The 22,454-nt window shown below is 58.1% G+C and carries 23 protein-coding genes; 11 read left to right on the top strand and 12 right to left on the bottom strand.

Annotation, left to right across the window (positions count from 1 at the left end):
• The first annotated feature begins 122 nt into the window (after positions 1-122).
• The gene (locus J3D54_RS02465) at positions 123-1,340 is read left to right on the top strand and encodes an argininosuccinate synthase (protein ID WP_020799894.1); all 1,218 of its coding nucleotides are present in this window, start codon (positions 123-125) and stop codon (positions 1,338-1,340) included.
• A gap of 173 nt (positions 1,341-1,513) precedes the next feature.
• Here the strand turns inward: J3D54_RS02465 and J3D54_RS02460 are convergent, their stop codons facing one another.
• Positions 1,514-2,095, bottom strand: coding sequence for a hypothetical protein (locus tag J3D54_RS02460; protein WP_253416555.1), 582 nt, complete (start codon positions 2,093-2,095; stop codon positions 1,514-1,516).
• Between the two features lie 556 nt (positions 2,096-2,651).
• Between J3D54_RS02460 and J3D54_RS02455 the strand changes: the two genes are divergently transcribed.
• Positions 2,652-3,278, top strand: coding sequence for a response regulator transcription factor (locus tag J3D54_RS02455; RefSeq protein WP_007938913.1), 627 nt, complete (start codon positions 2,652-2,654; stop codon positions 3,276-3,278).
• 91 nt (positions 3,279-3,369) lie between these two features.
• Here the strand turns inward: J3D54_RS02455 and J3D54_RS02450 are convergent, their stop codons facing one another.
• From J3D54_RS02450 to metG, 8 genes are all read right to left on the bottom strand, one after another.
• Positions 3,370-3,549: a PA3496 family putative envelope integrity protein gene (locus J3D54_RS02450; RefSeq protein WP_018926601.1), complete on the bottom strand. Its 180-nt coding sequence runs from the start codon at positions 3,547-3,549 to the stop codon at positions 3,370-3,372.
• A gap of 107 nt (positions 3,550-3,656) precedes the next feature.
• Positions 3,657-4,295, bottom strand: coding sequence for an endonuclease III (nth, locus tag J3D54_RS02445; RefSeq protein WP_018926600.1), 639 nt, complete (start codon positions 4,293-4,295; stop codon positions 3,657-3,659).
• Positions 4,292-4,906, bottom strand: coding sequence for an Rnf-Nqr domain containing protein (locus tag J3D54_RS02440; RefSeq protein ID WP_253416554.1), 615 nt, complete (start codon positions 4,904-4,906; stop codon positions 4,292-4,294). Before J3D54_RS02440 ends, nth begins: the two co-directional genes overlap by 4 nt.
• Complete coding sequence (locus J3D54_RS02435; RefSeq protein WP_253416553.1) at positions 4,899-5,510, bottom strand: RnfABCDGE type electron transport complex subunit G; 612 nt, start codon at positions 5,508-5,510, stop codon at positions 4,899-4,901. The genes J3D54_RS02440 and J3D54_RS02435 overlap by 8 nt, the downstream gene beginning before the upstream one ends.
• Positions 5,507-6,499, bottom strand: coding sequence for an RnfABCDGE type electron transport complex subunit D (locus tag J3D54_RS02430; RefSeq protein WP_253416552.1), 993 nt, complete (start codon positions 6,497-6,499; stop codon positions 5,507-5,509). The genes J3D54_RS02435 and J3D54_RS02430 overlap by 4 nt, the downstream gene beginning before the upstream one ends.
• The gene (gene rsxB, locus J3D54_RS02425; RefSeq protein WP_253416551.1) at positions 6,486-7,493 is read right to left on the bottom strand and encodes an electron transport complex subunit RsxB; all 1,008 of its coding nucleotides are present in this window, start codon (positions 7,491-7,493) and stop codon (positions 6,486-6,488) included. The genes J3D54_RS02430 and rsxB overlap by 14 nt, the downstream gene beginning before the upstream one ends.
• Complete coding sequence (locus tag J3D54_RS02420; RefSeq protein ID WP_253416550.1) at positions 7,490-8,059, bottom strand: Rnf-Nqr domain containing protein; 570 nt, start codon at positions 8,057-8,059, stop codon at positions 7,490-7,492. Before J3D54_RS02420 ends, rsxB begins: the two co-directional genes overlap by 4 nt.
• 158 nt (positions 8,060-8,217) lie before the next feature.
• On the bottom strand, positions 8,218-10,272 hold the full coding sequence (gene metG, locus J3D54_RS02415; RefSeq protein ID WP_253416549.1) for a methionine--tRNA ligase: 2,055 nt from the start codon (positions 10,270-10,272) through the stop codon (positions 8,218-8,220).
• Positions 10,273-10,582: 310 nt separating this feature from the next.
• Here metG and apbC point away from each other — a divergent pair, with 310 nt between their 5' ends.
• A complete protein-coding gene (gene apbC, locus J3D54_RS02410) occupies positions 10,583-11,677 on the top strand; it encodes an iron-sulfur cluster carrier protein ApbC (protein WP_019581546.1) in 1,095 nt (364 codons plus the stop codon).
• Positions 11,678-11,729: 52 nt separating this feature from the next.
• On the opposite strand, the gene J3D54_RS02405 is transcribed toward apbC, so the two are convergent.
• Entirely contained in the window at positions 11,730-12,488 is a 759-nt protein-coding gene (locus tag J3D54_RS02405) for an SDR family oxidoreductase (protein ID WP_253416548.1), read from the bottom strand.
• 166 nt (positions 12,489-12,654) lie between these two features.
• Between J3D54_RS02405 and J3D54_RS02400 the strand changes: the two genes are divergently transcribed.
• The 4 genes from J3D54_RS02400 to groL all read left to right on the top strand — a co-directional run bounded on the left by J3D54_RS02400 (position 12,655) and on the right by groL (position 16,164).
• A complete protein-coding gene (locus J3D54_RS02400; protein WP_253416547.1) occupies positions 12,655-13,386 on the top strand; it encodes a HugZ family protein in 732 nt (243 codons plus the stop codon).
• Between the two features lie 66 nt (positions 13,387-13,452).
• Positions 13,453-13,929 (top strand): FxsA family protein, encoded by a 477-nt coding sequence (locus J3D54_RS02395; RefSeq protein WP_253416546.1) that lies wholly within the window; start codon positions 13,453-13,455, stop codon positions 13,927-13,929.
• 245 nt (positions 13,930-14,174) lie between these two features.
• Entirely contained in the window at positions 14,175-14,468 is a 294-nt protein-coding gene (locus J3D54_RS02390) for a co-chaperone GroES (protein WP_018926588.1), read from the top strand.
• A 49-nt stretch (positions 14,469-14,517) separates the two neighbouring features.
• A complete protein-coding gene (gene groL, locus J3D54_RS02385; protein WP_018926587.1) occupies positions 14,518-16,164 on the top strand; it encodes a chaperonin GroEL in 1,647 nt (548 codons plus the stop codon).
• A 185-nt stretch (positions 16,165-16,349) separates the two neighbouring features.
• On the opposite strand, the gene J3D54_RS02380 is transcribed toward groL, so the two are convergent.
• Both J3D54_RS02380 and J3D54_RS02375 read right to left on the bottom strand, forming a co-directional pair.
• Entirely contained in the window at positions 16,350-17,093 is a 744-nt protein-coding gene (locus J3D54_RS02380) for a phosphatase PAP2 family protein (protein ID WP_253416545.1), read from the bottom strand.
• A gap of 53 nt (positions 17,094-17,146) precedes the next feature.
• A complete protein-coding gene (locus J3D54_RS02375; RefSeq protein ID WP_253416544.1) occupies positions 17,147-19,096 on the bottom strand; it encodes an LTA synthase family protein in 1,950 nt (649 codons plus the stop codon).
• Between the two features lie 199 nt (positions 19,097-19,295).
• Between J3D54_RS02375 and colR the strand changes: the two genes are divergently transcribed.
• The 4 genes from colR to J3D54_RS02355 all read left to right on the top strand — a co-directional run bounded on the left by colR (position 19,296) and on the right by J3D54_RS02355 (position 22,428).
• The gene (gene colR / locus J3D54_RS02370; RefSeq protein ID WP_007938890.1) at positions 19,296-19,979 is read left to right on the top strand and encodes a two-component system response regulator ColR; all 684 of its coding nucleotides are present in this window, start codon (positions 19,296-19,298) and stop codon (positions 19,977-19,979) included.
• Positions 19,969-21,243 (top strand): HAMP domain-containing sensor histidine kinase, encoded by a 1,275-nt coding sequence (locus J3D54_RS02365; protein ID WP_253416543.1) that lies wholly within the window; start codon positions 19,969-19,971, stop codon positions 21,241-21,243. Before colR ends, J3D54_RS02365 begins: the two co-directional genes overlap by 11 nt.
• A gap of 147 nt (positions 21,244-21,390) precedes the next feature.
• Positions 21,391-22,059 (top strand): class I SAM-dependent methyltransferase, encoded by a 669-nt coding sequence (locus J3D54_RS02360; RefSeq protein ID WP_253416542.1) that lies wholly within the window; start codon positions 21,391-21,393, stop codon positions 22,057-22,059.
• A 141-nt stretch (positions 22,060-22,200) separates the two neighbouring features.
• A complete protein-coding gene (locus J3D54_RS02355; RefSeq protein WP_253416541.1) occupies positions 22,201-22,428 on the top strand; it encodes a hypothetical protein in 228 nt (75 codons plus the stop codon).
• The last annotated feature ends 26 nt before the right edge of the window (positions 22,429-22,454 follow it).

Here is a 22,454-nt window from a genome sequence, read left to right as displayed (position 1 = left end):
GTATTCGTCGCCCGCTCGACATAATCTGTCGCTTCGTCGTCATAAGCTGTCGCGCCTCTGTAAATTATCCTGCATGAGCGGTAGACTTGACAGCTTTCCGTAGAACCCCGTGGAGTGATGGCATGGCGGACGTAAACAAGGTCGTTCTGGCGTATTCCGGCGGCCTGGACACTTCGGTGATCCTCAAGTGGCTGCAGGATACTTATAACTGTGAAGTAGTGACCTTCACCGCTGACTTGGGTCAGGGCGAAGAGGTCGAACCGGCCCGCGCCAAGGCACAGGCCATGGGCGTAAAAGAAATCTATATCGACGATCTGCGCGAAGAATTCGTGCGTGATTTCGTGTTCCCGATGTTCCGCGCCAACACCGTTTACGAAGGCGAGTACCTGCTGGGTACTTCCATCGCTCGTCCGTTGATCGCCAAACGCCTGATCGAAATCGCCAATGAAACCGGTGCTGATGCCATTTCCCATGGCGCGACCGGCAAGGGCAACGACCAGGTTCGTTTCGAACTCGGTGCCTACGCCTTGAAACCAGGCGTAAAAGTGATCGCTCCGTGGCGCGAATGGGACCTGCTGTCCCGTGAGAAGCTGATGGATTACGCCGAGAAGCACGCGATCCCGATCGAGCGTCATGGCAAGAAAAAATCCCCGTACTCGATGGATGCCAACCTGCTGCACATCTCCTATGAAGGCGGCGTGCTGGAAGACACCTGGACCGAGCACGAAGAAGACATGTGGCGCTGGACCGTCTCCCCGGAGAAGGCTCCTGACAAACCGCAGTACCTGGAACTGACCTACCGCAACGGCGACATCGTTGCACTGGACGGCGTCGAAATGACCCCGGCCACCGTGCTGGCGACCTTGAACCGTATCGGCGGCGAACACGGTATCGGCCGTCTGGACATCGTCGAAAACCGCTATGTGGGCATGAAGTCCCGTGGTTGCTACGAGACGCCTGGCGGCACCATCATGCTGCGCGCTCACCGTGCGATCGAATCGATCACCCTGGACCGCGAAGTGGCTCACCTCAAAGACGAGCTGATGCCTAAATACGCCAGCCTGATCTACACCGGTTACTGGTGGAGTCCAGAGCGTCTGATGCTGCAACAGATGATCGATGCTTCCCAGGCCCATGTGAACGGCGTAGTGCGCCTGAAACTGTACAAGGGCAACGTGATCGTCACCGGCCGCAAGTCCGATGAGTCGTTGTTCGACGCCAACATCGCGACCTTCGAGGAAGATGGCGGCGCCTACAACCAGGCCGATGCGGCGGGCTTCATCAAGCTCAACGCCTTGCGCATGCGTATCGCGGCGAACAAAGGCCGCAAGCTGTTCTGAGACCTTTGAGGCGGTAATGGAACTGTGGCCTTGTCGATGACAAGGCCACAGTTCTGAAAAAGGGCTGCTGCATATTACGTTTCGCTTTCTGCTGGTTTCTTCTAACCGTTCCTTCTGCTGCCTGCCTTTGATCTCCTTCAAGGGCTGCCTTGCTCTGTGCGACGGGTCAAAACCTAGCCCATGATCGTCACGCCATGTGAGCTCAAATTGTAAGAAACACAGAACGTTGCGTTCTTGCGTTTCTTTAGTTGTTTCCAGTGTTTGAGCGCGCTTTCCTTCAGCACTGTCTCCGAATTGGCGCACGTGAGAAATACGATCACTTGTGCAGGATTATCCGGAGGGTGCTGGATATTCTCCATCAGGGCACTGAGCGCCATTTTTTTTGTTATCCAGCGTGCATCAATGATGTGCAGGTCCTTTAGCGGTGCGGGCAGCTGCACATGGTGTTGGGCTGAGCGTTCAGGCGGCACTCTGGAAGTGCTGTTTCCTGAGTGATCGGCGTTGTCCATGACTTTTATAAAATGCTTTCCCTTTTCGAAATCGGAGGGCGCGTAAAGCGATCGATAATTGAAGTTGAGTGTGGCGAAGAAAAGAAAAAGCAAATAAAAGGGAAAGCTGATCAGAAACCAGACGTAGAGCTCTCTCTCCTTGTTGTCAAGAAAGGGCAGCGATACAGCAGCTGATGTTTCGGACAGTGCTGCAAATATTGCAATGATTGTCATGGGGTTGGTGATTCTTTTTTTGAGTTTTATCATATTTTTTGCTCATGAGATATTATCTTTTTCTCTGTGGATTTATAGGGTGTGTCTTGAGGGTGATGATGCCTGTTTGGGTTTTTTGTTTTTGCTGTTTTAAGTTCCTTTTTTACTGTGTGAGGTTGATATAGTAACTGCATTGTTCCGGGTCTGGGTATGGCTGTTTATTTGTTTTAAAGTTGTGTGGGTTTATTTTGTTGGTGAAGTGTTGCTGTGTCAGTTTTTTTTAGCCGTTCGGGCCGGGTTATGTAAGGTTCTGGAAAATACCCGTTACCTTTAAGGGTAGCTTAATAGTCAAGGTCTGTCGGACCAAGGACGTTGAACCCTGTTTTTTGGGCTGTGAATTGTTACAAAGAAATTGTCGAAGCGTTTAGCAGTATTCTGCCAATGAATCTCTGGCTCATCGTGTGCAATGATTTCTTGTAGGAATAATCCGTGTTGTTTGTAGGTAATGTCTCTCGGTGCGAGTGGTCGAGGGGGACGGCATGCCATGGGTGAAACGACTAGGCTATGGTGCGGGCTCTAAAAATTCGAACAGCGAAAATTGGACTTGCCCATGAATAAAGTGCTGATCGTGGATGATCACCCCGTCATTCGTCTTGCGGTACGTATGCTAATGGAGCGTCATGGCTACGAAGTCATTGCAGAAACAGATAATGGCGTGGATGCATTACAAATTGCCCGTGAACTTATGCCAGATATTGTTATTCTGGATATTGGGATACCAAAGTTGGATGGGCTGGAAGTTATTGCGCGCCTGACATCAGCGGCGATGCCTCTTAAAGTGCTGATATTGACGTCTCAGGCTCCAGGGCATTTTTCCATGCGTTGTATGCAATCGGGTGCCGCCGGATATGTCTGTAAACAACAGGATCTTACTGAGTTGCTCAGTGCAATAAAGGCCGTACTGTCAGGTTATAGCTACTTTCCCAATCAGGCGCTGCATACTGTGCGCTCCAGTCTTGGGAACGCCAGTGAAGCCGATATGGTGGATCGATTGTCCGGGCGGGAAATGATGGTCCTGCAGCAGTTGGCCCGAGGAAAGACAAACAAGGAAATCGCCGATGGAATGTTCCTCAGCAATAAAACCGTCAGTACTTACAAGACTCGCCTGTTGCTGAAGCTCAATGCTCGCTCACTGGTCGATCTTATTGAATTGGCTCAACGTAATGGCCTGGTATGAGTACGCCAGTGTTTGACGAGGGGCGATGAGCGGGCGTTTGTCGGGGATGGGCGCTTAGTAAAAAGCCTCCGTTTCGGGAGGCTTTTAGGTGTCATAGGTCAAAATCGTAATCGGCCAATTGCTTTTGCAGTCGGCGCTCCTCCAGCAGATTGTCGATGGTGCGGCGTTTACTCAGGTTGGTCTTCGCTACTTCCACCACCGGTTCTGCGTCATCGGCCTCAACGGCGGTGAAGTCGTCTTCTACGTCCAATTGCTCTTTGCCAGTGCTCATAAGGTCAACTCCAGGCTAAGACTGCCTTTGGCGCTCCTTATATCGACAATTTCCCGGCGGGTAAAAAAGATTTTTTCAATCGGTTAATCAAAAAAACTAATAGAGCCTCAATCGTCCGAGGTCTTTTGCTTGTATTCGCATAAGTCCTCGATCCGGCAGCTGCCACAACGCGGCTTGCGGGCCAGGCAAACGTAGCGTCCGTGGAGGATCAGCCAGTGATGGGCGTCGAGCAGATACTCCTTTGGCACGAATTTCATCAGTTTCTGCTCCACCTCGACCACATTCTTGCCCGGAGCGATGCCGGTACGGTTGCTGACCCGGAAAATATGGGTGTCCACGGCCATGGTCAACTGACGAAAGGCGGTATTGAGCACCACATTGGCGGTCTTGCGACCGACGCCGGGCAACGCTTCCAGCGCTTCGCGGGTCTGCGGTACTTCACCGCCATGGCGTTCTACCAGCAAGCGACAGGTTTCGATCACGTTTTTTGCTTTGCTGTTATACAGACCGATGGTCTTGATGTATTCCGATAATCCTTCGACGCCCAAGGCATAAATCGCCGCCGGCGTATTGGCCACCGGAAACAGTTTGGCGGTGGCCTTGTTGACGCCAACGTCGGTCGATTGCGCCGAGAGAATCACGGCTATCAGCAGTTCGAACGGCGAGGAATAGGCCAGCTCGGTCTTCGGTTCAGGATTGTCTTCGTGAAACCTGCGGAAAATTTCCAGACGTTTTGCGGCATTCATGAGCGATGCGTTTCCTCGAAGGAGGTCAATGAGGGTGTCGGGCGGGTCCAGGCCTGATGTGCGGCGATCAGCAGTCCCAGCAGAATAAACCCGCCGGGGGCCAGCGTGGCCAAGCGCAGGCCACCGTCAGCGGTGAGCCCCCAACCTTGCCAGTCCGGTTGCGTAGCACCGGTCAGCCAGGACAGATGGCTACCCAGTGTCCCGTTACCGATGAGCTCGCGCAGCAGGCCAAGTCCAATCATCAAGGCGCCGAACAGGCCATACAGGCGCAGGCGATCACGCCTTGTGCTCTGGAAAAAACCGTTGTGTTCCAGCACGACGCATTGCAAGGCGATCAATCCGGCGTAGAACCCCAGATGCTGGTGCCATTGAAGCGACCAGGCTTGCGTGGCGAGTTCCGCGCAACTGGTCAGTGTGGCAGCCAGAAGGAGGCAGGCCAGCAAATGTGTTACCGGAATCAGTCGCGAGCGCAAGACGCCCATGCTCACGCCATAAACACCGAGCACCAGAGCGGACATCAGCCACAGGCCCAGGGCCGTTACCAACGAATCAGTGACGCCGATCAAAGGCGTAAGCATCAGCGAGTTCTGCAAGGTCGATGACTTATTCATGGGCACTGCTCCCGATCAGCGGTTGCCGGTGTTCGTCGAAGTAGCGCAATGCATCGTGGGTGGCGTTGATCACCGCTCTTGAGGTGATGGTCGCGCCCGCGATCTGATCGAATTGCCCTTGGTCCTTTTTCAAGGCCCAACCAGTATCGCCTGGTTCGCCTAGAGACTTGCCGGTAAACACTTGAAGCCAGGCATTGGGCCAGTCGGCGAGTTTGCCGCCCAGCCCCGGGGTTTCCGATTGCTTGAGGGTTTTGACCCCCAGCAACTTGCCGTGGGGGTCGATGGCGATCAGCAAATCGATGGCGCCGGCATAGCCCAGTGTCTGGCTGCGCAGCAACACGGCGCTCGGTTGGCCGGCCTTGGATGCCAGGTAGCCATTCAGCAGCGTGCTGTTGGGCAGGCGAGTGTTTTCGACGCTGAGGGGGTGTTCCAGTGGCTGATTGTCATAGCTGTCGGGCGCTAGCAGATCCAGCAAATTGCGGTTGTCGATCAGGCGTTGTTCGGCGGCAATGCGTGCGGCACTGGTGTGCTGCGCGAGGTAAGTTATGCCTGTCCCCAGGCCTGCCAGTAATGCCAGGACCACGACGCTTGTCGCTCGGCTCATGGGCTGGCCTGCGCTTGTCTGGCGGCGGCGAACCGCTCCAGCGCCGGCACACAGAGGTTCATCAGCAGGACGGCAAAGGCCACCCCGTCGGGATAGCCGCCCCAGGTGCGAATCAGGTAAGTCAGCAACCCCACGCCGGCGCCGAACAGCAATCGGGCCGTGGGGCTTTTCGCGCCGGACACCGGTTCCGTCACGATGAAGAAGGCACCCAGCATGCTCGCGCCGGTGAGCAGATGAAACAGGGGTGAGCCATGGGAGTCAGAGCCCGAACCGTTCCAGCACAACAGGCTGATGACGAACAGGCTGGCGAGCATGCCGACTGGCGCATGCCAGCTGAACACCCGCCGTTGCAGCAGAAACGCGCCGCCGGCCAGGAAGGCCAGGTTGACCCATTCCACGCCGCGTCCGCCGTAATGGCCGAATGCCGGGTTACCGGCAAACAGTTCGTCCATGGTCAGGCTTTTGTTGATTCGCAGGCTGTCCAGTGCCGTGGCTTGGGCCCAGGCATCCGGTATCTGGCCGAGGCTGAAGCCGAACACCTGTTGCAGGCCCCCGAGCAAGTCCATGCCATGGGACGACGGCCAATGGGTCATTTGCTGGGGAAATGTCACTAAAACCACAGCGAAACCGAGCATTGCCGGGTTGAACGGATTCCTGCCGACGCCGCCATACAGGTGCTTGCCGAAAAAAAGTCCGCATGCCGCAGCACTGACCGCCAGCCACCATGGGCAATAAGGCGGCAAGGCCAGGGCCAACAGGGTCGCGCTGACCAGCGCACTGCCATCGTTCAGCGTCGGTTTTACAGGTTGCTTGCGCAGCTGCAACACCGCCGCTTCAACGGCCAGTGCGGTAGCCGCCGTCAGAATCAGGTTGATCAACACGCCCCAACCGTACAACCAGAACAACATCAACATTCCCGGCAGGGTGGCCAGCCATACCAGCTTCATGGCCTGCTGAAGGCGTTCATCCACCGATTCAAGGGGCGGCATAGGCATCCACCTGGCGCTCGGCTTCGCTGAGCGCATGTTGCAAGGCTGCGATCTGTTCGGCCGACGCTTCGTTTGTTTGAGCCTTCTTGAGTTCGGCGCGGCGCATGGCCAACTGGATCTTCGCCCGTTTCAGCTCGGCATCGTTCGTCGAAGCCGGTGGCGCAGTGACTTGCGATGGACTGCTTTCCAGCTGTGCCAGCGCCTGTTCAGCGGCTTCGAACTGCTGTTGCAGCACGATCAGTTGCGATTGCTGTTCGAAGGTCGGTGGATGCCCGAAGGCCTTGAGCGATTTGTTCAGCTGCGCCCGACTCATCGCCAGATCAACCTTGGCCTTCTTCAGTGCCGCATCGGCATTGGCGGCCTTCTGCGCGCGCACGCGCTCGAGCGCGGCCTGAACCGGGTCGAGTGTCACTTCGCTGTGCTGCACGGCGCGTTGGGCGCGGGCCTGACGCTCGGCGAGTTTCTGTTCCTCTTCGCGGTGTAAACGGGCATTGCGCTGTTCGAAACGACGTCGCGCACGATTGCGCTTGGCGGCTCGGGCCTGTTGTTCTTCCAGGCTGAACGCCAGCCCACCGACAATCGGCAGCACCGTGGCCAGCGGCAATGGATGCATCTCGATGCAGTCCACCGGGCAGGGCGCCACGCAGAGGTCGCAACCGGTACATTCGTCGACGATGACCGTGTGCATGAATTTCGCCGCGCCGACAATCGCGTCGACCGGGCAGGCTTGAATGCATTTAGTGCAGCCGATGCATTCGGCTTCGCGGATGTAAGCGATCTGTGCCGGTGCCGAGCCGCGACTGACGTCCAGTTCCAGCACCGGCACTTTCAGCAGGTCGGCGAGGGCGGCGATGGTTTCGCTGCCACCGGGAGGGCACTTGTTGATCGGCTCGCCGTTGGCGATGCCTTCGGCGTAGGGTTTGCATCCAGGGTGGCCACACTTGCCGCATTGAGTCTGCGGCAAGAGGGCGTCGATGCGTTGAATCAGACTCATGTTTTGATCAGCCCGCTGAATCCGAGAAAAACCACCGCGATCAATCCGGCGCCGATCAATTCGATCGGCAGGCCGCGGAAGGGCAGGGGGACATCGTTACTGAGTGTGCGCTGGCGCAAGTCGCTGAACAGGCTCAGCACCAGCCAGAAACCCAGCCCGGCACCGAGGCTCAGGGCTATGGCGTGGAAAAGTCCCTTGTCGTCCTGAGCGTTGAGCAACGTCAGCCCAAGCACGCCGGCATTGCCCAGCAGCAGGGGCCAGAGCCCCTCGAATGAAAGCTTGGCAAATAACCGTGCAAGGAGCTTCAGCAGCGGGCCGATCAACAGAACGCTCAGCGGCAGGAATACGAACAGACGCAGCGACGTCAGCCCTAACGGCACCAACAGCCAGTGGTAGAACGCATGGCCGAACGTGCCGACGATCAGCATCAGGCACGTCGTTGCGATGCCCAATGCATGCACCTGTCGCCGTTCGCTGCCCAGCACCGGATCGACGCCCAGCGGCCAGTGCAACACGAGGTTGTTGATCAGGGCAGCGCTGATAAGCGTAAGAAGCAGTTCGGTCATGATCGTGCCGGTAAGAACAGGGCTTTCTTAAGGGGCTCTCTAAAAAGAGCTCTCTAAAAAGAGATTAGGCATTATCCGGCAAGGAAGGAGGGTGGGCCAGATATGAAAATCCCACAGTCGCGCCGGGCACGACTGTGGGATCGGTTTAGCGCAGAACCTTACTTGATGCGCTGACCTGGCTTGGCGCCACTGTCGGGGCTCAGCAGGTAGATTTCTTCGCCACCAGGGCCGGCCGCCATCACCATGCCTTCGGAGATCCCGAATTTCATTTTGCGGGGCTTGAGGTTGGCAATCATCATGGTCAGGCGACCTTCGAGCTTGGCCGGATCCGGGTAGGCGCTCTTGATGCCGGAGAGCACGTTGCGTTGCTCGTCACCGATGTCCAGGGTCAGGCGCAGCAGTTTGTCGGCACCTTCGACGGCTTCGGCCTTGAGGATCAGGGCTACGCGCAGGTCGACCGCGGCGAAGGTATCGAACTCGATCTCCGGCGACAGCGGATCCTTGGCCAATTCGCCGTTGCCTTGCGGCGCGGCAGCTTCGCCGGTGTCGGTCTGGCTGGCGGTCAGGTCTTCTTTCGAGGCGTCGGTCATGGCTTGCACTTTTACCGGGTCGATGCGGGTCATCAACGGTTTGAACTCATTCAGCTGATGGTTGCTGAGCAAGGTGGCGTGGTCGTTCCAGGTCAGCGGTGCGACGTTCAGGAACGCCTCGGCATCAGCGGCCAGCAACGGCAGCACCGGCTTGAGGAAAATCACCAGTTGGCGGAACAGATTGATGCCCAGGGCGCAAATGGCCTGGACTTCATCCTGCTTGCCTTCCTGTTTGTTCAGCGACCATGGCGCCTTGTCGGCGATCCAGGCGTTGGCACGGTCGGCCAGACCCATGATTTCGCGCATGGCCCGGGCGAAGTCACGAGCCTCGTAGGCTTCGGCGATGCTCGGTGCTGCGGCCAGGAACGCTTCGGTCAGCTCCGGCGCGGCGTTGCCGGCCACCAGCACGCCAGCGTTGCCTTTGTGGATGAAACCGGCGCAACGGCTGGCGATGTTGACGACTTTGCCGACCAGGTCCGAGTTGACCTTCTGCACGAAGTCTTCGAGGTTCAGGTCCAGGTCATCGACGCCACGGCTCAGCTTGGCCGCGTAGTAGTAGCGCAGGTATTCCGGCGACAGGTGATCCAGGTAGGTCCGGGCCTTGATGAAGGTGCCGCGGGACTTGGACATCTTCTGACCGTTGACGGTCAGGTAGCCGTGCACGTTGATGCCGGTCGGTTTACGGAAACCGGCGCCTTCGAGCATCGCTGGCCAGAACAGGGCGTGGAAATTGACGATGTCCTTGCCGATGAAGTGGTACAGCTCGGCGGTGGAGTCCTTGCCCCAGAACGCGTCGAAGTCCAGCTCCGGCGTGCGGTTGCACAGGTTCTTGAAGCTGGCCATGTAGCCGATCGGCGCGTCCAGCCACACGTAGAAGTACTTGCCCGGCTCGTCGGGAATCTCGAAGCCGAAGTACGGCGCATCGCGGGAGATGTCCCACTGTTGCAGGCCGGCATCCAGCCATTCAGCGATCTTGTTGGCCACGGCCTCTTGCAACGTGCCGCTGCGGGTCCAGGCTTGCAGCATTTCCTGGAAGTCCGGCAGCTTGAAGAAGAAGTGCTGGGAATCCTTGAGCACCGGCGTGGCGCCGGAAATCGCCGACTTCGGATCTTTGAGGTCGGTCGGCGCGTAGGTCGCACCGCATTTTTCGCAGTTGTCGCCGTACTGGTCTTCGGTGCCGCATTTCGGGCAGGTGCCCTTGATGAAGCGGTCGGCCAGGAACATTTTCTTTTCCGGGTCGAAGTACTGCGTGATCGAGCGCGTGGCGATGTGCCCGGCGTCGCGCAGCTTCAGGTAGATCTGGCTCGACAGCTCACGGTTTTCTTCGGCGTGAGTGGAGTGGAAGTTGTCGAAGTCCACCAGGAACTCGGCAAAGTCGGCGCTGTGTTCAGCCTGGACGTTGGCGATCAGTTGTTCCGGGGTAATGCCTTCCTTTTCCGCGCGCAGCATGATGGCCGAACCGTGGGCGTCGTCGGCGCAGACATAAATGCATTGGTTACCGCGATGCTTCTGGAAGCGCACCCACATATCGGTCTGGATGTATTCCAGCATATGGCCGAGGTGGATCGAACCATTGGCATAGGGCAGGGCGCTGGTGACGAGGATCTTGCGTGGCTCGGACATGGGGCTCGGCTACTTGATGAAACGGAGGTCGGCCACTATAAAGCGCCGGCGCATATTTTTCACCCCTGTGACCTCTAGGCTTATTGTTGCAAAAGAGCTGTTGTGGCGAGGGGGCTTGCCCCCGTTCGGCTGCGTAGCAGTCGCAAAATGGATTAATGTGGTGAGGTTGACGGACTGTGTATGCTGGATTTTAGGGCCGCTTCGCGCCCCAACGGGGGCAAGCCCCCTCGCCACGGTATTCTGTCGCCACAAATGTGTGTCCGGCGTAGGATACCCGCCTGATTTTCCAGTCTTGCTATCGGAGTTGCCCATGAGCGCCGTCAATCGCGCAGCGGTGGAAGCCGTCCTTCGCCAATACACCGACCCTTATCTGAACCAGGACCCGGTCAGCGCCGGGTGCGTGCGCAGCATCGATATTCAGGGCGATCGCGTCAGCGTCCAGCTGGAGCTGGGTTACGCCGCCGGTCTGTTCAAAAGCGGCTGGGCGCAGTTGCTGCAGCTGGCCATCGAAGGCCTGGACGGCGTGGTCACTGCCCGCGTCGAGATCACCAGCGTGATTGCCGCGCACAAGGCCCAGGCACAGATTCCGGGGTTGGCCAACGTCAAAAACGTGGTGGCCGTGGCGTCTGGCAAGGGGGGCGTGGGCAAATCCACCACGGCCGCCAACCTGGCGCTGGCGTTGGCTCGTGAAGGTGCCAAAGTGGGGATTCTCGACGCGGACATCTACGGTCCGAGCCAGGGCATCATGTTCGGCATCCCTGAAGGCACCCGTCCTCAGGTCAAGGATCAGAAATGGTTCATTCCGATCGAGTCCCACGGCGTCGAAGTGATGTCCATGGCCTTCCTGACCGACGACAACACGCCGATGGTCTGGCGTGGGCCGATGGTGTCCGGCGCCTTGTTGCAACTGGTCACGCAAACGGCCTGGGGCGACCTGGATTACCTGGTCATCGACATGCCGCCAGGCACCGGCGATATCCAGTTGACCCTGGCGCAAAAAGTCCCGGTGGCCGGTGCGGTGATCGTGACCACCCCGCAGGATCTGGCATTGCTGGATGCGCGCAAGGGCGTGGAAATGTTCCGTAAGGTCAACATCCCGGTGCTGGGCGTGGTCGAAAACATGGCCGTGCACATCTGCTCCAACTGCGGGCATGCCGAGCATTTGTTCGGTGAGGGCGGCGGTGTGAAGTTGGCCAACCAGTATGGCGTCGAACTGTTGGCTTCGTTGCCGCTATCGATGCTGATTCGCGAACAGGCCGATGGCGGCAAGCCAACAGTGATCGCCGAACCTGACAGCCAGATTGCGATGGTTTACCAGGAACTGGCCCGCCATGTCGGTGCGCGGATTGTGTTGCAGGAAGCCGCGACGCCGGCGATGCCGAACATCACCGTCAGCGACGATTAAATCGTTCCTGTAGGAGCCGCACCGCTGGCTCCTACAGGACTGTCATCTTGCTTTAGATGCGCAACCCGCCATCCAACTCCAGAATCCGACCGGTGTAGTAGTCATTCTCGAAAATGTAGGCCGCCGACTGGGCTATCTCTTCGGGTTTGCCCATGCGCTTGAGCGGGATCCCGGAGGTCATTTTCTCCAGCGCTTCAGGTTTCATGCTCAGGGTCATTTCAGTTTCGATGAAGCCGGGTGCAATGCCCGCCACGCGAATCCCATAGCGCGCCAGTTCCTTGGCCCAGGTCACGGTCGCCGCGGCGACACCGGCCTTGGCGGCGGAGTAGTTGGTCTGGCCGACGTTGCCGGCGCGCGAGATCGACGAGATATTGATGATCGCGCCGCTGTTGTTCAGCTCGACCATTTTTGCCGCGACTTCACGGGTGCACAGGAACACGCCGGTCAGATTGACGTCGATCACCGCTTGCCATTGGGCCAGGCTCATCTTGGTCATTTCGCCGTCCTTGACCTTCAGCAACAGGCCGTCACGCAGAATGCCGGCATTGTTGATCAGCCCATGGATCGCGCCGAAATCGTCGGCCACCTGGCTGACCATGTGGGTCACTTGCTCTTCATCGGCGACGTTGCACAGGTAGGCGCGGGCTTCGACCCCCTTGGCCTTGCAAACCGTGACGGCGGCGTCGAGTTTTTCCTGATTCAGGTCCACCAGCGCCAGCTTTGCGCCTTTGCCGGCTAAATACTCGGCCATGGAGCGGCCTAAACCCTGGCAACCGCCGGTGATAATGATTACTTTGTCAGTGAGTTGCATTCGCATAGTCCCATAGCAGATCGGAGTGGTTTCTCCTTCTAGAGGGCCTCTCGATCTGAGCCTGGTGTGGCCTGGCTGCACATGAGAACTGCCCCTATGGCGTGTTGGGACTATTACCCAGGCGCCTGTCCGTTTTTTTGACGGATTTTATATAAGGAGTCATAAATTGAGCGTTGTAGTGGCTAAGCATGCCCGAGAATTGCTTCTCAAGGAATACCGTGGAGTGCTCTCGACGCATTCCAAAGCGATGCCCGGTTTTCCGTTTGGCTCCGTGGTTCCGTACTGTCTGGATGAACAGGGCCGACCGCTGATCCTTATCAGCCGCATCGCTCAGCACACTCACAACCTGCAGAAAGATCCGAAATGCTCGCTGCTGGTGGGCGAGCGCGAGGCCGAAGACGTACAAGCCGTTGGTCGGCTGACCTACCTGGCCGAAGGGGAAAAGCTCGAGGACGCCGCCGCCATCGAAGCGGCAGCCGAGCGTTACTATCGCTATTTCCCGGATTCGCAGAACTATCACAAGGCCCACGATTTCGATTTCTGGGTGCTCAAACCGGTACGCCACCGTTACATCGGCGGCTTCGGCGCGATTCACTGGGTTGATCAACTGACCCTCGCCAACCCATTCGCCGGCAAGGCCGAAGTGAGCATGGTCGAGCACATGAATGCCGATCACGCCAAGGCCATCGCCCATTACGTCGACCTGGCGGGCCTGCCGAAAACCGCGCCAGCGCAATTGGTCGGCATCGACAGCGAAGGCATGCACTTGCGCATCGGCCAGGGGCTCTACTGGCTGCCATTTCAAACGCCCTGTAATACGCCGACACAAGTCCGGGAAGCCTTGGTTTTCCTGGCTCATGCCGAGCATTGGCCGAAAAATGAAGTGGCCGATGCTTGAATTCACGAAACGGCGACGTCATCTAAGGAACACTGGCAAGGCTGTCTTGCGTTGAGGAACCATTTGATGCGCCCTTTTTTGTTGCTCTTTGTACTGTTTCCGGTGTTGGAGCTGTTCGTATTCGTCAAGGTCAGCGGGGCGATCGGGTTTTTCCCGGCCTTGCTGCTGATTATTCTCGGCTCGATGCTCGGCGTGTTCGTGCTGCGTATCGCCGGTCTGGCTACCGCGCTGCGCGCTCGTGAAAGCCTGAACCGCGGCGAGTTGCCGGCCCAGACCATGCTCGAGGGCCTGATGCTGGCCCTGGCGGGTGGTCTGTTGATTCTGCCGGGCTTCGTCACCGACGTGCTGGGTCTGATTATGCTGCTGCCGATCTCGCGTCGACTGCTGGCCAATAAAATGCGCCAGCGCGCCGAGGAACAAGCGATGCGTCAGCGTGCGTTTGCCGATGACCTTCAGCCGCGGGGCGGTCCTGCTCCACGTCAGCCGTTGGGCCGTGAGCCCAACGTGATCGAAGGCGAGTTCGAACACCGCGACTCCAAGTAACACGTCCATCGACACGGCACCTTCGGGTGCCGTGTTCGTTTTCAGGGCATCGACGTAAAAATTTCGCTCACGGCCCTTGAAATAGGCTCGCGCGCCCTTATGTAACGGTCACCGCAAGGTTTCTGGCAATTGCGCCAGACAGACTTCCGCGGTTCGCTCGACGAACCGCACCCGGCGCCGCCGGATTTGTTAAACCCGCCGGGACTACACCGGCCGATGAAAACCACAATTAGGAGAGATCGACAATGAAGCTTCGTCCTCTGCATGACCGCGTCGTTATCCGTCGCAGCGAAGAAGAAAAGAAAACCGCTGGCGGTATCGTCCTGCCAGGTTCGGCTGCTGAAAAGCCAAACCAGGGTGAAGTCCTAGCTGTAGGCCCAGGCAAAGTGCTGGACAACGGCGAAGTGCGTGCACTGTCCGTGAAAGTGGGTGACAAGGTGGTGTTCGGCCCGTACTCCGGCAGCAACACTGTGAAAGTCGATGGCGAAGACCTGGTGATCATGGCTGAGAACGAGATTCTCGCTGTTGTCGAAGGCTGATTCCCCGCTCATTTTCCCGCTACTACAAAGTATTTAAGGAATATCGATCATGGCTGCTAAAGAAGTTAAATTCGGCGACTCCGCCCGCAAGAAGATGCTCACTGGCGTCAACGTCCTGGCTGACGCAGTAAAAGCGACCCTGGGCCCGAAAGGCCGTAACGTGATCATCGAGAAGAGCTTCGGCGCTCCGACCATCACTAAGGACGGCGTTTCCGTAGCCAAAGAAATCGAACTCGAAGATCGCTTCGAAAACATGGGCGCGCAGCTGGTCAAAGACGTTGCCTCCCGTGCCAACGATGACGCAGGCGACGGCACCACCACCGCGACCGTTCTGGCTCAGTCGATCGTCAACGAAGGCCTGAAAGCCGTCGCTGCCGGCATGAACCCGATGGACCTGAAGCGCGGTATCGACAAAGCGACCATCGCGATCGTCAAAGAACTGAAAGCCCTGTCCAAGCCTTGCGCTGACACCAAGGCAATCGCTCAGGTGGGTACCATCTCCGCTAACTCCGACAACTCCATCGGCGACATCATTGCCGAAGCCATGGAAAAAGTCGGTAAAGAAGGCGTGATCACCGTTGAAGAAGGCTCGGGCCTGGAAAACGAACTGTCGGTTGTTGAAGGCATGCAGTTCGACCGTGGCTACCTGTCCCCGTACTTCGTCAACAAGCCAGAGACCATGACTGCCGAGCTGGACGGTCCGCTGATCCTGCTGGTCGACAAAAAGATCTCGAACATCCGCGAAATGTTGCCAGTACTGGAAGCCGTTGCCAAAGCCGGCCGCCCACTGCTGATCGTGGCCGAAGACGTTGAAGGCGAAGCCCTGGCGACTCTGGTTGTGAACAACATGCGTGGCATCGTTAAAGTCGCAGCCGTCAAGGCTCCAGGCTTCGGCGACCGTCGTAAAGCCATGCTGCAGGACATCGCTGTTCTGACCGGCGGTACCGTGATCTCCGAAGAGATCGGTCTGAGCCTGGAAAGCACTACCCTGGAACACCTGGGTAATGCCAAGCGCGTGATCCTGTCCAAAGAAAACACCACCGTGATCGACGGCGCTGGCGTTGAGGCTGATATCCAGGCTCGCGTGACCCAGATCCGTCAACAAGTGGCCGACACTTCGTCCGACTACGACCGTGAAAAACTGCAAGAGCGCCTGGCCAAACTGTCCGGCGGCGTTGCAGTGATCAAGGTCGGCGCTGGTTCCGAAGTTGAAATGAAAGAGAAGAAAGCCCGCGTTGAAGACGCCCTGCACGCTACCCGTGCAGCCGTTGAAGAAGGCGTGGTACCTGGCGGCGGCGTGGCACTGATCCGTGCCCTGCAAGCCATCAGCGAACTGAAAGGCGACAACGCCGATCAGGACGTCGGTATCGCTGTTCTGCGTCGTGCGGTCGAAGCGCCACTGCGTCAGATCGTTGCCAACTCCGGCGACGAGCCAAGCGTGGTTGTCGACAAGGTCAAGCAAGGCGCGGGTAACTTCGGTTACAACGCTGCCACCAGCGAATACGGCGACATGATCGAAATGGGCATCCTGGACCCAACCAAGGTGACCCGTTCGGCTCTGCAAGCTGCATCCTCGATTGGCGGTCTGATCCTGACCACCGAGGCCGCTGTTGCCGAAGCACCGAAGAAAGACGGTGCAGCTGGCGGCGGCATGCCAGACATGGGCGGTATGGGCGGCATGGGCGGCATGATGTAAGCCAGCCTTACCCCGTACGAGCTTACCCCCATAAAAAAACCCCGCCTGCATTGAGCAGGCGGGGTTTTTTATGGCCTTCAGTTTGGTAGGCCTGGAGACCGAGTCGTGGCCATCGCGGGCAAGCCACGCTCCCACAGAGGATTGCGTAAACCTGTGGGAGCGGGCTTGCCCGCGATGGCGTCGGTTCAGGCGCTGACCGGTTCTGCCTCGTTCGCCTGCTCAGTCTTGGCCGCTGGCCGGTACAGGGTGTAGTAGTACGCCCCCAGGCAAAACAGCCAGCAGAAAATCGCTGTCCACACGTTGTGCGAGAAGAAGTGCGCGCCCTGCATCATCCGGCCGACGGAAAACACTGAGCCCAATGTGAAAGCGAAGACAAACGCACTGCGTGCCAGCCGCGGACGTCGGTCACGCAACACAAAGAACAACGCAAACAGGCTGAAACCGGTCGCCGCATGACCACCGGGCCAGCAGCGGCCTGGCTTGTCGGTGTGCGGGCGAGGGCTCAGCAGTTCGCTGTAGGTTTCGTGCCCGCCGAATTGTTCCAGGCTCCATGGGCATTGCACCGCCGTCGCCGCTTTTAGCGGGGTGACAAAGGAGGTTGCCAGCGCCAGAGACAACACCAGGCAACCCATTTCACGTTTGAGCGGTTTGAGCCTTTCAATGAAAAAGGAGCCGATAAAGCCCAGGATGGACAACACCGAAAAGGCAATGACCACTTGCTTGGCCCGGTCGTGCAGGATGTTTTCCAGGAAATAACTGTGGCGCCCGATGAATGCACCGGCGACCGGATCATAGAACAGCTTGGCAAGGTCCATGTCCAGGGACGTCAACTCGAGCAGCATCAGGGTGATCGCCGCAATGGCGGGTACTCCCAGGCACAGCCAGAAGTTGAGCGGGCGGGAGACGGGACGGACAGCGGTTGATGACATGGTGGATCCTGATGAATGGAAAAACCCCGGGGCATCAGCCCGGGGCCATTCGATTAACGTTCGCTGACTTGGCGGGTGCCCTCCGTGGGCGCTTTCCAGCCGAGCAGCTGTTGCTTGAAGCCATGACTGGCAGTTTGGTAATAAGTGATTGCGCGGGTGATCAACGGATCACCTGTGGTTGCCTGTGATTCGCGACTGTCGGTCAGTGCATCGTCGTGGCGACGCAGCCCCTCACGCGGGCTCAGGATCGCTAAATCCTTACCATCGAACAAGCCCAGATGTTGATAGTTGCCCACCACCACTCGCGGCGGCAGTGGATTGTCCTGCAACAGGTTGCGACCGAAGAACGTCGACTGGTAATCCAGGTTCAGCAGCCCGAGCAACGTTGGCGCAAGGTCGATCTGACTGGCCAGCTGTGCGGTTTCCCGAGCGTCGATCAGCTTCGGTGCATAGATGAACAGCGGAATCTGATAGTTGCTGATCGGCAAGTCTTCTTTGCCGGCGCTGCCAGCCGTGTGGTCGGCAACGAAGACGAAGATTGTATTATCGAACCAGGGTTTTTTGCGCGCCTGATCGAGGAACTGACCAATGGCGAAGTCGGTGTACTTCACCGCACCGTCGCGTCCGCTACCGGATTTGATATCGATCCGGTTATCCGGGTAGGTGTAGGGGCGATGGTTGGAGGTGGTCATCAGTTGCAGCAGAAACGGCTGTTGCCTGGCGTAGTCGGCATCGGCCAGTTTCAGGGTCTGGTTATAGAGGTCTTCGTCAGCCATTCCCCAGGCGTTCTTGAAGTGAATCTCTGATTCATCGACGCTGCTCTGGTCGACGATGCGATAGCCGTTGCCGCTGAAGAACGCGTTCATGTTGTCGAAGTAACCGCGCCCGCCATACACGAATACGCTGTCGTAACCCACGGCGCTGAGTTGCTGGCCGAGGCTGGCGAAACCGCTTTCACGACCCACGCGCTTGACGATCGAGCGCCCCGGCGTCGGTGGAATGGCCAGGGTGATGGCCTCCAGGCCGCGATCGGTGCGGGTGCCGGTGGCGTAGAAATTATTGAAGTACAGGCTTTGTTTGCGCAAGGCATCGAGGTTTGGTGTCAGGTTGCGATCGTTGCCATTGCTGCCCATGTACTTGGCACTGAAGCTTTCGATGGTGACCAGCACGATGTTGGGTGTTCGTTCGATGCCGGGATTATCGATCATCCGGCGGATGTCCTGCGGATCCTCGCCGATGAAGCGAGCGTTGGGCTCGGTCAGTTCAGCGCGAATCTGTTGTGCGACGACGGCATTCGGCAGGCTGCTGTAGAACTGCGGGTAATCCAGTTCATTATTGCGGAAGGCGGCGAAGAACTGGTACGGGCCATTGCTCGCCAGTTCGTTCTGATAGGCATTGCCGCCTTGAGCGCGCGGCGCATCCTGGCTGAGCAGTTGCGCGCTCAGGCCCGCGACGATCAGCAGGCCGAGCGCATTCAGCAGACGCCCGCGCATGGCAGGCAATGGTGCGTCCAGTGCAGTGTTGAAGGATTTGCGCAGGGCAAAGCTCAGGACCACGGCCAGCACTGCGAGCATGCTCAGCAGCTTGCCGATCGGGTACGACTCCAGCAGGTTATTCAGCACTTCGTCGGAGTACACCAGGTAATCGACGGCGATGAAGTTGAAACGCACACCGAACTCATCCCAGAACAGCCATTCGGCCACCGATGTGAACAGCATGGCAAACAGGCTGACGGTCAGCAGTCCCTGAAGGAACCAGCGATGGCCACGGCGGCGCCACAAGGCTGGCGGGCATAGCAGCAGATAGAGGCCCATGGGCAGCGCCGCGTAGGCAATGAAACCCAGGTCATAAAGCAGACCGATGCCAAACACTGACAGGAGTCCGCTGCCGGCCTCATCCAGGTGAGTGAGGAGTAGAATGCTTCGGGTCAGGAGAAAAATGACCAGCCAGGAACTGGTTACCAGCAGCAGAAAGCGCATTGGCGCCATCTTCAAACAATCCATTATCAACATTCCCTATATCAATCGCGCGAAAGTTTCTCTTGAACGCTGTAGTCAGGTTGTGAACCGACAGTGAAAAACTTGTTAGTACCATTATTTGGTTGAGCGCATCGATTCTACGACCCGCCGCCCTAGCCCTGAGTCACACTTGGCCTTAAGCTGCGCGCCAAGACGGCCGTTACTGTATACGGAGGAGGTGCCGATGCGAATTCTATTGGTTGAAGACAACCGCGATATCCTGGCCAACCTGGCCGATTATCTAGGGCTCAAAGGTTACACCGTGGATTGCGCGCAGGACGGTTTATCTGGCTTGCACCTGGCGGCCACCGAGCATTACGACTTGATCGTACTCGATATCATGCTGCCCGGTATCGATGGCTACACCCTGTGCAAACGCCTGCGCGAAGACGCTCGCCGTGATACGCCGGTGATCATGCTCACCGCGCGCGATCAACTGGACGACCGTCTGCAAGGCTTCAAGTCCGGCGCCGACGATTACCTGATCAAACCCTTTGCCCTGTCCGAACTGGCGGCGCGCATCGAGGCGGTCATGCGCCGTGCCCAGGGTGGCGGTCGCCGTGCCTTGCAGGTCGGCGATCTGAGCTACGACCTCGATACCCTGGAGGTCACGCGCGAAGGCCGTCTGCTGAAACTCAACCCGGTGGGCCTGAAGTTGTTGGCCGTGTTGATGCAGAAAAGCCCGCACGTGCTGCGCCGGGAAATTCTCGAAGAGGCCCTGTGGGGCGACGACTGCCCGGACAGCGACAGCCTGCGCAGTCACGTCCATCAATTGCGCCAGGTGATCGACAAGCCGTTCGCCAAACCTTTGCTACACACGGTGCACGGCGTCGGTTATCGCTTGGCCGAGGGCCGTGATGGAGTTTAAGCAGAGCCTTTCGCAACGGATCATCATCGCCTTTGCGTTGATGAGCGCGTTGGTCGCGGGAGCCTTCGCGATAGGCATCATAGCGACCGTGCACCTGGTGGAAGAGAAACTGATTTCGGCAGGTCTGGGCGGCGATTTGCAACGCCTGTTGCTGATGGACAGCGTGACGGACTGGAGCCACCGCCCCGAGCCGGACCAGCTATTCTATTTCAGCGGTGGGCCGGGCGATTTTGAGTTGCCCAAGGATTTGCGGCATCTGGACTCGGGTTTTCATGAAGTCTTTCGCGACCATCTGTCGTATCACGCAATGGTCGAAATCGTCGACGGACGGCGTTACGTGCTGTTGCAGGACCAGAGCGATTTCGAAGAGCGTGAACGGGTGCTGTTTGCCGTCGTGCTGGTGGGTTTCGTGCTGAGCCTGGCGCTGGCGGTATTTCTGGGCTGGGTGCTGGCGCGCAAGGTGATGGCGCCGGTGGTGCGACTGGCCCGTCAGGTGCGCCATCGCGATCAGCTGCTGGGCCTGGCACCACCACTGGCTCCGGATTATGCCGCCGATGAAGTGGGCGAACTGGCCGTGGCCTTCGACGCCACGCTCGGGCGCTTGCGTCAGGCGTTGACCCGTGAGCGATTGTTCACCAGTGACGTCAGCCACGAACTGCGCACGCCATTGATGGTGTTGGCCAGTTCCTGTGAATTGTTGCTGGAAAACCCCGGCATCGATCAGCGCGGGCGTGCCCAGGTCGAGCGGATCGCCCGGGCTTGCACAGAAATGCGTGAGCTGGTGCAAACCTTCCTCATGCTGGCCCGTGCTCAGCATGAAGACGCCAGCATGGCACCCCAGCAGAGCCTCAGTCAGGTGGCTGACGGGTTGCTTTGCCAATGGCGTGAACCGATCGAAGCCAAGGGCCTGACGTTGAACGTCGAGTTGGGCAACCCGCCGGACACTCGCTATAACGCGACGCTTCTGCACGCGGTGATGGGCAACCTGTTGCGTAATGCGCTGCATTACACCGAGCATGGGTTTATCCGCCTGGCCCTGACGGATACGGGGTTCGTGGTCGAGGACAGTGGTGTAGGCATTCCCGAGGAAAAACGTGAGGCGATGTTCGAGCCTTTCGTACGCGGCAGCGAGAAGCGTGGCGAGGGCTTGGGGCTGGGACTGTCGCTGGTGCAGCGAATCTGCGAGAACCAGGGCTGGAGTGTCAGCCTGACGAACATGGAACCTAACGGTTGTCGCTTTCAGGTGGAGTTGAGTCAGAAATAGCGGTGAACGGGGTGAACATTAAATCGGCTCCGCAAAACCCTGAAATGATTCCGGGTTTACCTGACGAAATTTTCACCAAGGCATGACCTGACGCTGACACCTCGCAACTTAAGGTGGTTGTCATCAGAAGCTCAGGAGACTGCAGTCATGGCTGGCCCGATAAAGCTCGGCTTCTCCGAAAAATACGACGATCAACCCGCACGGAAAAACTTGCGCAAGCACCCGGTGGGGCTCGGTCGCCGACTGTCCCAATGGCGTGACGAACACCTGGCGCGAAAGGCCCTGGCGTTGGCCGGTGAACCTGGCCTGGTCCTCGATTTGCCCTGCGGTGCCGGGCGCTTCTGGCCGTTGCTCGCGGAAAAACACAACCGTGTCATCATCGGGGCCGACAACTCGGTGTCCATGCTCAAGACTGCCATGCGCACGCAACCCGCCGATGTGGTCAAAAGGGTACAACCCTTGCACACATCTGCATTCGACATTGCCTTGCCCGATAATGCCGTCGACAGCATTTTCTGCATGCGTCTGCTCCATCACATCGGTGAAGCCGAGCAACGACTGACCATCCTGCGCGAATTCGAGCGTGTCACCCGCGACAGCGTGATTGTTTCGCTATGGGTCGACGGCAATTTCAGGGCCTGGAAACGCAAGCGCGCCGAGAGACGGCGTGGGCAAGAAGGTTACCAAACTCGATTTGTGTTACCGGCGGCTACGATTGAAAAGGAGTTCGAGCAGGCGGGTTTCCGTATTCAGGGGCAAATGGATTTTTTACCGCTCTATGCCATGTGGCGGGTCTATGTATTACGCAAGAGGTAACAGAATGACAGTGCACTATGCAGCTGCGCCCCATGACCTGAAGCAAGGGCGTCGCCACTCGTCGTTCAGCGATACAGACTGGGAAAAACTCGTCTATTTTTATAACAAGGCGTTTGGCAGCGCTATCAAAGGCTTATCGTGATGAAACTCGAAATTGCGCGAGGTTTGTTTTTAGCCGGAGCCTTGGCAGTTGCTTCTTTGGCGGTGGCTGCCTGGGAGCAGCCCCGCATGCAAGTCCTCAGTTCAGTGCACGGTGACGCGCATTGTCCATTGCCCCGGGTGGCCAAAGCACCCATGGCCACTCAACCTGATCATGACTTGTTACTGTTCATGTTCGGACTTTCTCAGGGACTGAGGCCACAGAGTTGAACAGATTGAAGCCCACATAAAAGGCC

This window comes from Pseudomonas sp. GGS8 (genome assembly GCF_024168645.1).
Lineage (GTDB): Bacteria > Pseudomonadota > Gammaproteobacteria > Pseudomonadales > Pseudomonadaceae > Aquipseudomonas.
The sequence above is the reverse complement of the archived record's forward strand: the minus strand, read 5'-3'. Positions and strand labels throughout refer to the sequence as shown.

What these genes read in the sequence shown, in the direction of transcription:
- J3D54_RS02390 (WP_018926588.1), top strand. Translation starts at nt 14,175, where the DNA reads ATGAAGCTTCGTCCTCTGCATGACCGCGTCGTTATCCGTCGCAGCGAA.
- J3D54_RS02360 (WP_253416542.1), top strand. Translation starts at nt 21,391, where the DNA reads ATGGCTGGCCCGATAAAGCTCGGCTTCTCCGAAAAATACGACGATCAA.
- J3D54_RS02455 (WP_007938913.1), top strand. Translation starts at nt 2,652, where the DNA reads ATGAATAAAGTGCTGATCGTGGATGATCACCCCGTCATTCGTCTTGCG.
- J3D54_RS02430 (WP_253416552.1), bottom strand. Translation starts at nt 6,499, where the DNA reads ATGCCGCCCCTTGAATCGGTGGATGAACGCCTTCAGCAGGCCATGAAG.
- J3D54_RS02420 (WP_253416550.1), bottom strand. Translation starts at nt 8,059, where the DNA reads ATGACCGAACTGCTTCTTACGCTTATCAGCGCTGCCCTGATCAACAAC.
- colR (WP_007938890.1), top strand. Translation starts at nt 19,296, where the DNA reads ATGCGAATTCTATTGGTTGAAGACAACCGCGATATCCTGGCCAACCTG.
- J3D54_RS02465 (WP_020799894.1), top strand. Translation starts at nt 123, where the DNA reads ATGGCGGACGTAAACAAGGTCGTTCTGGCGTATTCCGGCGGCCTGGAC.
- nth (WP_018926600.1), bottom strand. Translation starts at nt 4,295, where the DNA reads ATGAATGCCGCAAAACGTCTGGAAATTTTCCGCAGGTTTCACGAAGAC.
- J3D54_RS02365 (WP_253416543.1), top strand. Translation starts at nt 19,969, where the DNA reads ATGGAGTTTAAGCAGAGCCTTTCGCAACGGATCATCATCGCCTTTGCG.
- J3D54_RS02380 (WP_253416545.1), bottom strand. Translation starts at nt 17,093, where the DNA reads ATGTCATCAACCGCTGTCCGTCCCGTCTCCCGCCCGCTCAACTTCTGG.
- J3D54_RS02450 (WP_018926601.1), bottom strand. Translation starts at nt 3,549, where the DNA reads ATGAGCACTGGCAAAGAGCAATTGGACGTAGAAGACGACTTCACCGCC.
- groL (WP_018926587.1), top strand. Translation starts at nt 14,518, where the DNA reads ATGGCTGCTAAAGAAGTTAAATTCGGCGACTCCGCCCGCAAGAAGATG.
- rsxB (WP_253416551.1), bottom strand. Translation starts at nt 7,493, where the DNA reads ATGAGTCTGATTCAACGCATCGACGCCCTCTTGCCGCAGACTCAATGC.
- apbC (WP_019581546.1), top strand. Translation starts at nt 10,583, where the DNA reads ATGAGCGCCGTCAATCGCGCAGCGGTGGAAGCCGTCCTTCGCCAATAC.
- J3D54_RS02375 (WP_253416544.1), bottom strand. Translation starts at nt 19,096, where the DNA reads ATGGATTGTTTGAAGATGGCGCCAATGCGCTTTCTGCTGCTGGTAACC.
- metG (WP_253416549.1), bottom strand. Translation starts at nt 10,272, where the DNA reads ATGTCCGAGCCACGCAAGATCCTCGTCACCAGCGCCCTGCCCTATGCC.
- J3D54_RS02460 (WP_253416555.1), bottom strand. Translation starts at nt 2,095, where the DNA reads ATGATAAAACTCAAAAAAAGAATCACCAACCCCATGACAATCATTGCA.
- J3D54_RS02435 (WP_253416553.1), bottom strand. Translation starts at nt 5,510, where the DNA reads ATGAGCCGAGCGACAAGCGTCGTGGTCCTGGCATTACTGGCAGGCCTG.
- J3D54_RS02355 (WP_253416541.1), top strand. Translation starts at nt 22,201, where the DNA reads ATGAAACTCGAAATTGCGCGAGGTTTGTTTTTAGCCGGAGCCTTGGCA.
- J3D54_RS02440 (WP_253416554.1), bottom strand. Translation starts at nt 4,906, where the DNA reads ATGAATAAGTCATCGACCTTGCAGAACTCGCTGATGCTTACGCCTTTG.
- J3D54_RS02405 (WP_253416548.1), bottom strand. Translation starts at nt 12,488, where the DNA reads ATGCAACTCACTGACAAAGTAATCATTATCACCGGCGGTTGCCAGGGT.
- J3D54_RS02395 (WP_253416546.1), top strand. Translation starts at nt 13,453, where the DNA reads ATGCGCCCTTTTTTGTTGCTCTTTGTACTGTTTCCGGTGTTGGAGCTG.